The organism is Bacteroidota bacterium (genome assembly GCA_016183775.1).
GTDB lineage: Bacteria > Bacteroidota > Bacteroidia > JABDFU01 > JABDFU01 > JABDFU01.
Genome location: JACPDY010000110.1, coordinates 1 through 13,536 on the forward strand (window position 1 = coordinate 1; position 13,536 = coordinate 13,536).

Consider the following 13,536-nt stretch of genomic DNA (forward strand, 5'->3'; position numbering starts at 1 on the left):
GATTATTGAAAGAACTTTTTCTTGGTTTGAAAACCAACGAAGATTGAGTAAAGATTTTGAATATTTGCTTGAAACAAGTGAGGCAATGATTCATTTTGCAGCTATAAAAATATTATTGAATAAAATTTAAACAGTTTCTAAATGAATTATCACTCGATTTATTTGTCATTCCGAACGAAGCAAAGAATGACACACATTTGGATTACATAAAAATAAAAAATCCCCTGAAGAAAACAACAGGGGATCTTATTCAATATCTATCTGTGTTTACGCAGTGGCCGGTACAACCGAAACATATGAACGATCCTCTTTCGACTTTTTATAAACAACAGTACCATCAACCAGTGCAAACAAAGTATGATCCTTGCCCATACCTACGTTTTTACCCGGATAATGCCTAGTACCTCTTTGGCGAACAAGAATATTACCTGCAATGGCCGATTGACCACCATATACCTTGATGCCTAACCGTTTACTTTCCGATTCGCGGCCGTTCTTTACTTTACCTTCACCTTTTTTATGTGCCATGACTGTTTAGTTGTTAGTTGTTAGTTGTTGGTTGATAGTTGTCAGGAACTATGCTTATTTTTTCTTTGTTGTTTTTTTTGCCGCTGCCTTAGGGGCTGCTTTTGTTTTTTTAGGTTTTGCTTCCACCACTACTTCATCCACTTCTTCGCGACCTTTAGCTTTTACTATAGGAGCTTCTTCCAACTTCATCTTTTCACCATTCGCGGCAATTCCCTGAATAAATATCTGTGTAAAATACTGACGATGACCATTTAATTTTCTGTACCCTTTTCTTCTTCTCTTTTTGAAGATGATCACTTTGTCGCCTTTAAGGTGAGATAATACTTTCGCGGCAACAGTTGCACCTTCAACAAGCGGAGTGCCAACAGTAACTTTACCATTATTATCAAGAAGCAGGATGTTTTTCAACTCAACACTGTCTCCCTCTTTGGCTTCAAGGCGGTGTACATATACTCGTTGTTTAGGCTCAACCTTAAATTGCTGCCCGGCTATGTCTACTATTGCGTACATTTTAATGCTTTTTATTAGTTTATATATCTATACCCTTAGTTACAGGGGTTGCGAAGATAATAAATCTATTTAAGGTGGGAAAATTTTATAGCTTTTTTAGCCTGAAATTGAATAGATAGCTAATTCAATATTTTACATTACATTGATTTTCAATTAATTATGAACAAATAAGGCAGCCAGCTCAATTGAAATTGAAGCCAAGTCCAAACGAAAATTTGATCTCGCTAAGCGAGGTCGGACCAGGAGCGTCCGAAAGGTGGGTTCCGAATACATAACGGCTTTCTATAAATAGATGAAATATTTTACTCGCATAATAGTTAAAGCCAACAACTCCGGATAGCAGGGGATCGGCTGTTGTTTTGTATTGCGCCCTGTCATCATCTGTTGGATTTACCTGGTTGGTAGGTGTAATAACATACGGACCATACGACCTCGCGATGGCAATTCCAGGCTGAAAAGCAATGTAAGGATCAATATGACTAACGGTTTTGAAATGGTACGAAGCGCCGGAAAAAACAGAATGATTAAACACGAATGGTTTTTCGTTGCCCAATGTATTCAGATAGTAGAATGCGTCACTCCTTAAAGAAATATCTTCATCAATATAAACATCAAAATTTCCATGTATGGAAATGGTATTCGCTTTTGCCTCCAGCAATACTCCGGGCGAAATTGTTGCCATTGCCCTGATCAATCCTTTGTGAATATAACGGCCATTTTCGGTTTGTGAAAAAGCGAAACAGTTTATCGCCATAAAACACATAACCAACTTTTGCTTAAGCATATTATTTCTTTTTACGCAAATCAGGGATCAATACATTCACACTTATTGTCACCAGCAAATGTCCTTCTAAACCCAATTTTTCCCTTTCTATCAGCAACTGGTCCTTACCGGCAATATTTACTTTATGCACATGCACATCATCGCCAAGGTGCATCATATACTGTGCGGAAAGAGAGAAGTCGAAATTATCGGTCAGGTTATAATGAGTTCCCAGGCCTCCCTGCACAGCCGAACTCCAGCGTTCGATCGCAGGCTCGTTTGAGGCATTCTTTGTAACGCTGTTGTAATCGAAACAATGACCGGCTAAAATATATGGAGTGAATTGTCCTTTAATTGTTTCTGCGTTAAAAGGATAAAACATAACTGACCAGCCAATATGCCCCACATTACGACGACCCAAACCATAAACATCAGATGTTATATAATCCGCAAACCATTCGGTATTGATACGCTTTGCCAGCCTGACGCGGAATTGTCCACCAACACCGGTTCCTATATTTTCTTCATCACTGGAGAACAGGCTTATGGTACTTCGCATTCCAAACTGCAGGGAAGGGATCCTTATGGTTGAAGTATTTTCCTGTCCAATCATGCATAATGGCAGAAGTGCTAAAAACAAGATTGTTCGCTTCATTGGTTAGCAGCTTTGTACTACAAACTTAAAATATTAATTCGTTATTATATAAATTAACAATTTTTAACTTTTACTTTTACTTTGGATTGAGAATCTATCCAAAAATTCGCGAATGACAATTTCTTCTGAGAAAGACATTAAACCAATCATCATCTGGCTTTTTGCAGGATGTTTCCTGATATATGCAATGGTAGTTATAGGAGGTATGACGAGGCTAACTCATTCAGGCCTATCGATGGTTGAATGGAACATGATCGTTGGATCCAAGCCACCCATGAGTGATGCCGACTGGCAAATACCTTTTGAAAAATATAAACTGAGTCCGGAGTATAAACAGGTTAATTATCATTTTACTCTTGAAGAATTCAAATCCATTTACTGGTGGGAATACATTCATCGCTTTCTCGGGCGGATGATAGGGCTGGTATTCCTCTTGCCATTTATTTATTTCCGGGCACGAAAAAAATTAACACCAGATTTATTTAAGAAATTGATCATCATTTTAATTCTCGGCGGTTTCCAGGGAGTGCTCGGCTGGTATATGGTTAAGAGCGGACTAAGCAAAGAGCCGCGGGTTAGTCATTATCGATTAGCAGCACATTTGATAAGTGCGTTTACGGTTTTTGGATTTACTTTCTGGACAGCATTAAGTTTAAAGTTTAAAGTTCAAAGTTCAAAGTTGGAAGAGGAAAGGAAGGGGGCGGAAGACCGAAGACCGGAGACCGAAGACGCTGTCTCAAATCTCAAATCTCAAATCTCAAATCTTAAAAGATGGAGTGTCATTTTATTTTGCACAGTAATTCTTCAAATTATTTACGGAGCCTTTGTGGCGGGCCTGAAAGCAGGCTACCTCTGCCCTACCTGGCCCAAAATGTGTGATGAATGGGTACACGACTCTATGTTTGTATTACAGCCCTGGTGGAGAAATTTTATTGAAGGACGAGCGGGTGTGCAATTTGTGCACCGTTACATTGCTTATGCTGTAGTAATTATAGTCGGGCTTATATATTACAAGGCACGCAAAATTGAATTGACTGTTTTGCAGAAGCGCATTGTAAATGCATTGGTACTAATTGTTTTGTGCCAGTTTTTATTGGGTGTATTTACACTCCTTTATAGCGTGCCGGTTTTGCTGGGGGTATTACATCAAACAGGGGCTTTCTTTTTGTTTGGAACATCGTTACTATTAATCAACAGGTTAAGGTAACTGATTTGTGTTTTGCAAACCTACTTACTTATGAAGTCAATCCTGAAGTTTATTGCCATAATAACAAGCGTAATAATTATTTGTATTGGCCTTTGGACAAACATTTTCAGTAATTCATGGGGATTGATAACGGGACAGGGATTCATTATCCCAGCCGAAAGTTCAATTGTGAATTTTAAGGTAACAATGATGAACAATGGATCAGGCGAATGGTGGTTATATGGAGAAGATAATAACTACTACTATACTACAATGGTGAACGACAACGGGAAAGGATACTGTGCGATACCAAAAAGTGACACTTTTCAATGTATCGGTTTTGATAAATTCAATTATAAAGCGTGGTGCAGGGATAAGTAGTGTATAACACCAAAACTCGGCCAACAAAAATAAAAAATAGTCAGGTCACCTTAATCTTCTTCACCTTGCCATTTTCGGAAATAACAAGTTCATCGCCATTTTTGCGGGCGTCTTCGTAAACCTTTTCAACAGCAATTTTCATTGCTTTAAAAATTCGTTCAAGCAGATCTTTTGGGCGCTTTTTATTCATTTCCAATTATTAAATTATATTTTTTATTGTCAATGATCTTTAGACCATCAGCTTTGCTAAATGCTACTCTCATCAATTCTTCGCCACTATTGTCTACCATCATCCACTCGTCAGACAAATTTAAGAATTTTTTCCGAAGATTCCGAAGCCCTCTGTTATAGCGTCTTTCAATAACGTCAGAAGGAATATTGTGCCCGCCTTTTGAAACACGAAATCCAACCCTTCGTTTTGCAAGCTTAACATTATCAAGCCAAACATAAATTAATATCACATAATAGCCTTTTTGTTTACACTCCTTAATAAACTTCACATATGATGAAGTTGATAAAGTTGTTTCAATAACAAAATCAACGTTTTGGTTCGCCAACTCCTTGATTCGCTTAAGCATTATCCTTCCTGCTTCAAAAGAAACCCCTTCAGCATTAAATGGAGATAACCCTTTCGCTATATAATCGGCATTAACAAACTCAATACAATCTATAACACCCGGAAGTATTTGGTTGGCTGATGTTGTCTTCCCCGCACCATTAGGCCCTGCTATTATATATAAAGTTGGCATATTATTTTTTAAAAGCCCTCTACTTCGGAAAGGATTGGGTGAGGCCCCTAATTCCCATACTCCGAAATAAACTTTATCCTCATCAATCGCATTTCTTCTTCGGAATAATCATCATCGCCAAATTCTTCAAGGGCATCTTCTATGGAGTCGGTTTGGGCTTCTTTAAAGTATTCGATCACATTTGCCTGGCGATCCTCATCAATTTGTTCATTAATATAGTAGCCGATATTGAGTTTAGTGCCTGAGGAAACAATACTGTACATTTCTTCCAGCAACTGAGACATTTTTAAACCTTTTGCTTTGGCAATATCCTCGAGCGGCAGCTTGCGGTCAACACTTTGAATAACATATACTTTTAATCCGGATTTATTTACGATTGATTTCACAACCAGATCCTGCGGGCGTTCAATATCATTTTCACTTACATATTTCGCGATCAGGTCCACGAACGGTTTCCCGAATTTCTGGGCCTTGCCCGCTCCTACTGCGGTAATATGGCCCATTTCTTCAATGGTTATCGGATACTGTATAGCCATCTCTTCCAATGATATTTCCTGGAAGATCACATAAGGCGGCAGATTTTTTTGCCTGGCAATTTTTTTACACAGATCTTTTAACATATTGAACAAAACAGGGTCGGCGCCGGCGCCGGCTTTTTGAGCTCCGCCCACTGCAATATCATCATCGCCGGCATCATCATTCTCATAATCATGGTCGCGTGTAACCATCACTGAATGCGGTTTCTTCAGGAAGGCCCGGCCTTCTTTGGTAATTTTCAGCAAACCGTAATTATCAATATCTTTTGCAAGAAATCCCAGGACAATGGTCTGACGAATAACAGCACTCCAGTATTTTTCACCCTTATTATCATCCCCTGCACCTGCCCCGAATACTTCCAGCTCATTGTGCTTATACGTTTTGATGGCCGCGTTAGTAACACCCATCAGAATATTGAGGATATGCACATCTTTGAATTTCTCTTTCACTTCCAGCACTGTTTCAATCACGAGTACTGCGTCATCCATCGCCTCTATCTTTGTTTTTGGATTTACACAATTATCACAGTTTTTACAATTGTCGTCTTTATAGGTTTCTCCGAAATAATGCAGCAAATATTTTCTTCTGCAGGCAGATGATTCAGCATAGGAAACAGTTTCCATTAATAACTGACGGCCAATTTCCTGCTCAGCTACCGGCTTACCTTTCATGAATTTCTCCAGCTTCAGGATATCATCATAGCTGTAAAAAACAACACATTTACCTTCACCTCCATCGCGCCCTCCTCTGCCGGTTTCCTGGTAATAGCCTTCGAGACTTTTCGGTATATCATGATGAATAACAAAACGAACATCTGGTTTATCAATGCCCATTCCAAAAGCTATTGTAGCAACTATAACATCAATATCCTCCATCAGGAACTTATCCTGTGTCTTCGCACGCGTAGAGGCATCGAGCCCGGCATGATAAGGCAATGCTTTTATACCATTTACCTTTAATACTTCAGCTATCTCTTCCACTTTTTTGCGACTCAGGCAATATATGATCCCCGATTTACCGGTATGCCCTTTAATGTATTTTATGATTTCCTTTAAAACATTTTGTTTCGCGCGCACCTCATAAAAAAGGTTAGGACGATTAAATGACGACTTAAACACTTTGGCATTTTGCATACCCAGGTTCTTCTGAATATCCTGTTGCACTTTGGGTGTAGCTGTGGCGGTAAGGGCGATGATCGGCACTTTGCCAATGCGCTCTATCATTGGACGAAGCTTCCTGTATTCAGGGCGGAAATCATGACCCCACTCGGAAATACAATGCGCTTCATCAATAGCAAAAAACGAAATATTGATATCGGTTAAAAAATTGATATTCTCTTCTTTGTTCAATGATTCAGGAGCCACATACAGTAATTTTGTTTTTCCTGATGTTATATCCTCCTTCACCTTCAGGATCTCCGCCTTGTTAAGTGAAGAGTTCATAAAATGCGCTATTCCATCTTCTGTACCGTAGTTACGGATCGCATCGACCTGATTCTTCATCAAAGCGATAAGAGGAGAAACGATAATGGCTGTACCTTCACTTATCAAAGCGGGCAATTGGTAACAGAGTGACTTACCCCCACCCGTAGGCATAATAACAAACGTGTCATTTCCTGCCAATACATTGGCAATTATATCTTCCTGATCTCCTTTAAATTTTTCGAATCCAAAGAACTTTTTTAAACATGTCTGCAAACTCGCAGTGGCTTCCATACTTTTACTGAACTTAATTGATTACCTCTAATTTTAATACTTTTGTATATTACACATAAATATAATAAATTCCATTAAGCTCCCGTCTGTTAGGATCAGTTATTTTTTTATAAAATTTAGTCGAAAATAGAATGTCAAAATACGCGGTTGTAATACCTGCATACAACGAGCAACAAGCTATTTCCGACGTTATAAACGCCGTGAATACAACAGCATCACTTAACGGAATAAAGCTTGATGTCATCGTCGTAAACGATTGTTCCATAGATTCAACTGCGACAATAATCGCGGAATTAAACTGTATTGCCCTGAATCTGCCTGTAAATCTTGGTATTGGAGGCGCAGTGCAAACAGGGTTTAAATACGCCTTTGAGAATGGGTACGACTTTGCTTTCCAGATTGACGGAGACGGACAACACCCCCCGGAGGAGTTGCCAAAACTTATTCGGGCCAGGGAGGAACACAATTGGGATGTGGTAATCGGCTCTCGCTTCATTGATAAAATCGGGTTTCAATCAACTCTTTTGAGAAGAACTGGGATAAATTATTTTAAATTCCTGATCCGATCACTTGCAGGTGTCAGAATCACAGACAGCACATCCGGGTTCCGGATGATCAACCGAAAAACGCTTGCAATTGTCAATGAGTATTACCCCGATGAATACCCTGAACCGGAAGCCATCATTCTATATGCGAAAAACAACCTTAATATAGGAGAAACCCCTGTAAATATGCGTGAACGGCAGGGCGGAATATCATCGATCGGCAAACGCGCATCGGTATACTACATGCTTAAGGTAAGTTTGGCAATTATATTTACATTTATCAGAATAAAACGTAAAAAATAGACATGGGACGCATTCAGATCATCGCCATTATTTCAAGTTTATTATTCCTGTATTATATAGCCCGCCTCATATTAAAAGGCAAGTTGCGCGAAGAGTACGCGATTATGTGGATAATCTGCACCGCGGTACTGGTACTGTTCTCATTCTGGAGAGATGGCCTGGAAATCATTTCCGACCTGATCGGTGTTTATGCTCCTCCAAATACAGTATTTATCGGCGCCATCATTGCCATACTCATTTACCTCCTTCACCTTTCACTTGTAGTATCGAAATTACAGGAACAAAATAAAACACTGGCACAGGAAATTGCTATTCTAAAACAAAAAGCGACCAAAAAGGATGGATGACTTTTCGCCGGAACACGAAGCTGAAATTTTCGGGCGATACTTATTAGGGCTATCGCCAAACAACACAGTCAAAAAACTTTATGCCCATGCAATTCAGTCAACCAACCCGATTTGTGCTGTCGCAGATAGGAAATTGCTAACGTTTGCTTTGAAAAACAACTGGAGCATTGGCCTGATTGATTCGGGACTGGCCTTTCTGGAGCCTGGTTCCGAATTGCGGAGACGACTATATATTTTATTCGCCATTATGGAATCTACTCCTGAATATGCTGATCATTTTCTGACCCGAAAACGCAACCCCGTTTATTTGATAATCGTTTTACTGAGCGGCATTCGCGCTGTCATTAAAACAACATTTGGAAGTTTGCTTATAAAAATCATAGCCTGATATTTGGAAATACATGATCACATAGTTGTCGGATCGGGCTGTACGGGAGCAATGGCAGCTCAAACGCTTGTTGAAGCAGGTGTTAAAGTTACGATGATAGATGTTGGCGCGGAAGACAACAAATACTCTTCCATTATACCCGAAAAAGATTTTATTTCCATACGAAGATCCGAGCCTGACCAATATCGCTATCTTATAGGAGATGACGCGGAAGGTATTTCGTGGGGGAAAATGAAAACAGGGGAACACCTTACTCCTCCGCGCAAACATCTATTGAAATTAGTTGACAAATATTTGCCAGTCAACTCTCAGACATTTTTCCCAATGGAAAGTTTATCTTATGGCGGACTTGGCAGCGGATGGGGACTGGGATGCTGCGAATTTTCAAAACCAGAACTGGAAACCATTGGTCTTAATTATGATAAGATGTTGAACGCTTACAACCTGGTAAGTGAACGGATCGGGATAAGCGGAACAAAAGATGATGCGTCTCCATACACATTAGGCGAACTGACCAATTATCAACAAGCGCCGGATATGGACTGCAATCACCGGCTTATTTACAAAAAGTACTCAGCTGATAAAAACCGGTTTAACAAAAATGGATTTTATTTAGGTCGTCCGGCATTGGCATTATTGACACATGACCAGGGTGAACGAAAAAAATACGCATACCGTGATATGGATTTTTATTCGGATAAAGAACAAAGTGCATATCGCCCGTGGATAACGGTAAACCAGCTGAAAAAGAAAAGCAATTTCAGCTACATAGGCGGTCACTTGGCAACAAGTTTTTCCGAAAAGCAGGATTATATTGAAGTGCATTGTACAAACACCAACTCCGACACTCCTGTAACTTTTAAATGCAAAAAACTAATTCTTGCAACAGGAGTTTTAGGCAGCGCGCGCATCGTTTTGCGTTCATTTAATGCAGAAAACAAACGACTTCCGTTACTGTGCAACCCGTACACCTATATTCCATGCATTCAACCGGCTATGCTAGGCAAAGAAGCTGAACAAAATAAAATGGGATTTGCCCAGCTTTCATTATTCCATGACGAACAGCAAAATAATTTTGATGTAGCAATGGCATCTATCTATAGCTATCAGTCATTAATGCTTTTCAGAATTATTAAAGAAGCTCCTCTTAATTTTGTTGACGCGAGGATAATTATGCGATACCTTATGTCAGGCATCGTTATCATAGGCATCCATCATCCTGAACAAAGAAATAAATTAAAATTTCTTGAGCTGATAAAAGACAATGGCACGATCACCGGGGATAAATTACAGGCGACTTATATACTCGGAGAGGATGAAAAGGAAAAGATCAACATACGGGAAAAAAAATACACTAAAGCGATGCGCAGATTAGGTGCCTATGCTATAAAACGAATTAATCCGGGAAACGGATCCAGTATACATTATGCCGGAACTCTCCCCTTCAGCAAAAGCGATGACCCTTACACATTAAGTCCGCAGGGCAAACTGGGCGGAACAAAAAATGTATATGTGGCGGATGGTTCGGGGTTCAACTATTTGCCGGCTAAAGGATTAACCTTCACACTAATGGCTAATGCACACTTAACAGCATTGAATGTCATTAAAAAATGAGTATCTGAAATGAGCGTAAATAAAACAATCATTATAACAGGAGCAAACGGCTTTATCGGATCTGCTCTTACTGCACACTTCAGTAAGAAAGGATACCAGGTAAGGGCATTGGTAAGAGATTCCCCGCCACAATCTTCCTCAACTATCAGCTATTACCCGTATGATCTGAGTACCCTAATTAATGAAAAACAGTTTCAAGGTGCTGACTTTATGATCCATTGCGCGTATATTAAGCACAATGCTGCAAACAAAAATGCGAATAAGATAAATATAGAAGGGGCTAAACAATTATTGAATGTAAGTCGTAAATGCGGGTTAGTGAAAAATATTTTTATATCAAGTATGTCGGCACAGCCTGATGCGTTGTCGAATTACGGTCGGCAAAAATATGCTATTGAGCAACTGTTTAATACGAACAAGGATGTTGTGGTCAGACCCGGACTTATTTTAGGAAACGGAGGACTGCTAAAAAGCATGACTGCTTTCATAAAAAAAAATAAAATTGTTCCGCTGATAGACGGAGGAAAACAATCCATCCAAACAGTGGACGTAAAAGACTTGTCAATTGCTATTGAAAAAATTATTGAAAAGGACCTGCATGGAATTTTCACTGTTGCTGAAACAAGTCCTGTTACTTATAAAGCATTTTACAAAGCATTATGCGCCACAATTCGCGTAAACGCGTTATTCATTCCACTCCCCTACTTCATCGTTAATATTACACTCCGCCTGCTGGAATCAACAGGACTGGCAAAAGAAATTTCAACTGAAAATTTATTGGGTTTAAAAAATCTGAAAATTCAAAATACAGAAAACGATCTGGATAAGATCGGGGTAAAGATATCCGGCTATAAAGATACTCTTGACCGGTTATTTGCCAATAAATAATATTGAATCCGTTCTACCTGTTTTGCTTTGACATAGCCAGGTTGTTTTTTAACAGCTGGTTTCCCGGCTCAATCGCAAGTCCTTTCTCCCCTGCTTCAATGGCTTTATCCCATTCTTTCAATACATTATACGCGGCACAGATATTATTGTATGCAATAGCGTTGGGCTTTTTCCTGTTGGATTCATTTGCAGCCTCAATACATTTTAAAAAATTGCCGTTGTTGTAATAAACCAAACTAAGGTTGATATAGTTTTCCGCCGTGGGATGCTGCTTTACCTGCAACAACACCTCATCTTCTTTTGATTTACGCTGTATAGCATCATTTAAATTATTTTTTGCAAGTTCAAAATCAGGTTTTATGCGCAAAGCTTCTTTACCGGAAACGATCGCGCTGTCATACTCTCCAATTAAATTAAAGGCCGAACAAATATTATTATATGCTTCTGCAAAAATAGGTTTGAGCTTCAATGCCTGCCTCGAAGCTTCAATACATTTTTTATACTTCTTCTCTTTATAATAGATCAAGCTAAGCTCCAGATAATTCTCAGGAGTGGGATCGGTCTTTACTTTTTGTTCCGCGGTCGCATTTGTTTCCGCCCTCAATGATTCCAACGTTATCAGTTCCTCGTACAACCTCTGAATGCTTCCATGTCCCGGGCTTATCGCCAGACCCCTTCGAACAGTCTCTTTCGCCTCCGTTAATTTACCCTGCTCCTTTAACCAGTTGCCGTAATAATAATAGTACCCGGGATTACTTGAGTTCAAAGAATAAGCTTTACTAAAATTCTGCCCGGCCTCCTGCTGACTACCCATGGCTGCCTTAAGAATACCCATATTTAAATATAAATATGAATAATCAGGCCAAAGCTTTATAGCCCGCTCAAAATAATCCTGCGCAACCGTATAGTTACCTTTTGCCATTTGTGAATTACCATAATTCATCAGACCGCGCGCGTTTTTTGGACTCTTTACTGTCACGTCATACCACAAACTTTCGCCGGTACTCCATACTTTATTACGCTGATGAACTCCATAGGCATGGCTTAACAAAAAAAGAATTGCAATGCTCAATACAATCCTCTTCGCCTGCTTGTCAATATCACTTACATAACGATCGACTAATAATGAAACACCGCCAACAAAAGCAATGACCAGCCCTATGTATGGAAAGAAAGGGCGGTGATCATTCAACACCTCCGCTAAAGGAAAAATACTGGAGGTCGGAAGCAACGCAATAAAAAACCAAAGCAGCCCGAATGTTACAGACCGGGTTGATCTGTTCCCCGACAATAGCACGGCACAGGCAATCAGACCAAGAATGATTAATGAACCTGTTATTACCCTATCATCAAATATGCTGCGCACAAGTTCCCAATCAGTATCGGCCGAAAGGTTAAACGGCAAAAGAAAATTATTAATGTAATGAACGATGACAAAAGGCTGGGTCATCAGGTAATAATACCATTTACCACCGCCCGGAGCCCAATCAGGAGGAGTCATTACCCGGGAAAAATAAAAATACAAAGCAGAAAGTAAAATTGCCGGGACAGCAGTTAGTATCCCTTTCAAAAGCTGCTTGCGGTGCTTCGCCTTCAAAATATCATAAAGCGACAACTCCTGCTCAAAAAATATCACATAAAGTAAAAGCAAAGGACCAAACATCATCGCAGGCTCCTTTACGAACAAACCCACAAGCGCAGGTATTAAATAAATAAATTTTGATCTCCATTGCGGCAGGTATATGTACACTACAAAAGCAAGCACAACCATCAATGTTGAAAAAGAGTCCGACCTTGAAATGATATAGTTGATCGTTTCGGCATTGGCCGTATGCAGACAGAAAAAGGCGCTGGCAAACAATGCCAAATATCTATTCCACTTACCGGAAACTGAAGACCCAACTATTTTAAGGAAGAAGAAAAACAGCAATATCCCGAGTACAACGAATGAGACAAAAATGGAAACATGATAATAAAAAGGATCCGGGTCGGATTTTCCACCGATCCAATGATCGATCGCGTTTAAAGTGGTCACCCCGGGCCGATAAACCTGATTTGCCGGCAATGAGCTGGTAGTACTGGCATCCTTAAAAAATAAAGGGATGTTTTTGATATCCCTTATGTACGTATTGCTTACTATTGTATGATCATCATCAAAATGAAATGGATTATGAAAATGATTGGAATATGACCAAAAGAGCAGGACGAAAACCGCTATAACAGATAAATAAAATCCCGAATTGGAATAACTAAGTTTAGATCTTATATCAGGACTATTCATTTTAATTAACGTGAGCTATGGATTAAATTGACAACAAACGGTTGATAATAAAAAAGTTAAGATTAAAAAGATAAGGACTTGAGGTGAAAATTAGAGGAAAAAAATAAACCTCTACAACCCCAAGTCCTATGTTACTTACCGACACA

Annotated in this window: 16 protein-coding genes; 8 read left to right on the forward strand and 8 right to left on the reverse strand. The window is 39.4% G+C overall.

Annotation, left to right across the window (positions count from 1 at the left end; genetic code table 11):
* Positions 1-130 (forward strand): transposase (locus tag HYU69_13620; protein ID MBI2271377.1); only part of this gene is annotated, 130 nt, incomplete at its 5' end.
* Positions 131-267: 137 nt separating this feature from the next.
* Here the strand turns inward: HYU69_13620 and rpmA are convergent.
* From rpmA to HYU69_13640, 4 genes are all read right to left on the reverse strand, one after another.
* A complete protein-coding gene (gene rpmA / locus HYU69_13625; protein ID MBI2271378.1) occupies positions 268-528 on the reverse strand; it encodes a 50S ribosomal protein L27 in 261 nt (86 codons plus the stop codon).
* Positions 529-582: 54 nt separating this feature from the next.
* Positions 583-1,038 (reverse strand): 50S ribosomal protein L21, encoded by a 456-nt coding sequence (gene rplU, locus HYU69_13630; protein ID MBI2271379.1) that lies wholly within the window; start codon positions 1,036-1,038, stop codon positions 583-585.
* Positions 1,039-1,219: 181 nt separating this feature from the next.
* Positions 1,220-1,822, reverse strand: coding sequence for a hypothetical protein (locus HYU69_13635; GenBank protein ID MBI2271380.1), 603 nt, complete (start codon positions 1,820-1,822; stop codon positions 1,220-1,222).
* Between the two features lies 1 nt (position 1,823).
* Positions 1,824-2,456 carry a hypothetical protein gene (locus tag HYU69_13640; protein ID MBI2271381.1) on the reverse strand — a complete coding sequence of 211 codons (633 nt, stop codon included), beginning with the start codon at positions 2,454-2,456 and terminating at the stop codon, positions 1,824-1,826.
* 112 nt (positions 2,457-2,568) lie between these two features.
* Between HYU69_13640 and HYU69_13645 the strand changes: the two genes are divergently transcribed.
* Both HYU69_13645 and HYU69_13650 read left to right on the forward strand, forming a co-directional pair.
* Complete coding sequence (locus HYU69_13645; protein ID MBI2271382.1) at positions 2,569-3,663, forward strand: COX15/CtaA family protein; 1,095 nt, start codon at positions 2,569-2,571, stop codon at positions 3,661-3,663.
* A 30-nt stretch (positions 3,664-3,693) separates the two neighbouring features.
* A complete protein-coding gene (locus tag HYU69_13650) occupies positions 3,694-4,023 on the forward strand; it encodes a hypothetical protein (protein MBI2271383.1) in 330 nt (109 codons plus the stop codon).
* A 40-nt stretch (positions 4,024-4,063) separates the two neighbouring features.
* On the opposite strand, the gene HYU69_13655 is transcribed toward HYU69_13650, so the two are convergent.
* Genes HYU69_13655 through recQ form a run of 3 tightly spaced genes read right to left on the reverse strand, consistent with a single transcriptional unit; the run spans position 4,064 to position 7,024 of the window.
* Positions 4,064-4,213: a hypothetical protein gene (locus tag HYU69_13655; protein ID MBI2271384.1), complete on the reverse strand. Its 150-nt coding sequence runs from the start codon at positions 4,211-4,213 to the stop codon at positions 4,064-4,066.
* Positions 4,206-4,772, reverse strand: coding sequence for a zeta toxin family protein (locus tag HYU69_13660; GenBank protein MBI2271385.1), 567 nt, complete (start codon positions 4,770-4,772; stop codon positions 4,206-4,208). Before HYU69_13660 ends, HYU69_13655 begins: the two co-directional genes overlap by 8 nt.
* A 47-nt stretch (positions 4,773-4,819) precedes the next feature.
* Entirely contained in the window at positions 4,820-7,024 is a 2,205-nt protein-coding gene (recQ, locus tag HYU69_13665) for a DNA helicase RecQ (GenBank protein ID MBI2271386.1), read from the reverse strand.
* 131 nt (positions 7,025-7,155) lie between these two features.
* Between recQ and HYU69_13670 the strand changes: the two genes are divergently transcribed.
* From HYU69_13670 to HYU69_13690, 5 genes are read left to right on the forward strand one after another with little or no spacing between them, the layout of a single operon-like run.
* On the forward strand, positions 7,156-7,872 hold the full coding sequence (locus tag HYU69_13670; GenBank protein ID MBI2271387.1) for a glycosyltransferase family 2 protein: 717 nt from the start codon (positions 7,156-7,158) through the stop codon (positions 7,870-7,872).
* A gap of 2 nt (positions 7,873-7,874) precedes the next feature.
* A complete protein-coding gene (locus HYU69_13675; protein ID MBI2271388.1) occupies positions 7,875-8,219 on the forward strand; it encodes a DUF2304 domain-containing protein in 345 nt (114 codons plus the stop codon).
* On the forward strand, positions 8,212-8,607 hold the full coding sequence (locus HYU69_13680) for a hypothetical protein (GenBank protein ID MBI2271389.1): 396 nt from the start codon (positions 8,212-8,214) through the stop codon (positions 8,605-8,607). The genes HYU69_13675 and HYU69_13680 overlap by 8 nt, the downstream gene beginning before the upstream one ends.
* Before the next feature lie 3 nt (positions 8,608-8,610).
* Positions 8,611-10,221: an FAD-dependent monooxygenase gene (locus tag HYU69_13685; GenBank protein ID MBI2271390.1), complete on the forward strand. Its 1,611-nt coding sequence runs from the start codon at positions 8,611-8,613 to the stop codon at positions 10,219-10,221.
* 9 nt (positions 10,222-10,230) lie between these two features.
* Complete coding sequence (locus tag HYU69_13690) at positions 10,231-11,109, forward strand: NAD(P)-dependent oxidoreductase (GenBank protein MBI2271391.1); 879 nt, start codon at positions 10,231-10,233, stop codon at positions 11,107-11,109.
* Positions 11,110-11,122: 13 nt separating this feature from the next.
* On the opposite strand, the gene HYU69_13695 is transcribed toward HYU69_13690, so the two are convergent.
* Complete coding sequence (locus HYU69_13695; GenBank protein ID MBI2271392.1) at positions 11,123-13,390, reverse strand: hypothetical protein; 2,268 nt, start codon at positions 13,388-13,390, stop codon at positions 11,123-11,125.
* Positions 13,391-13,536: the final 146 nt, after the last annotated feature.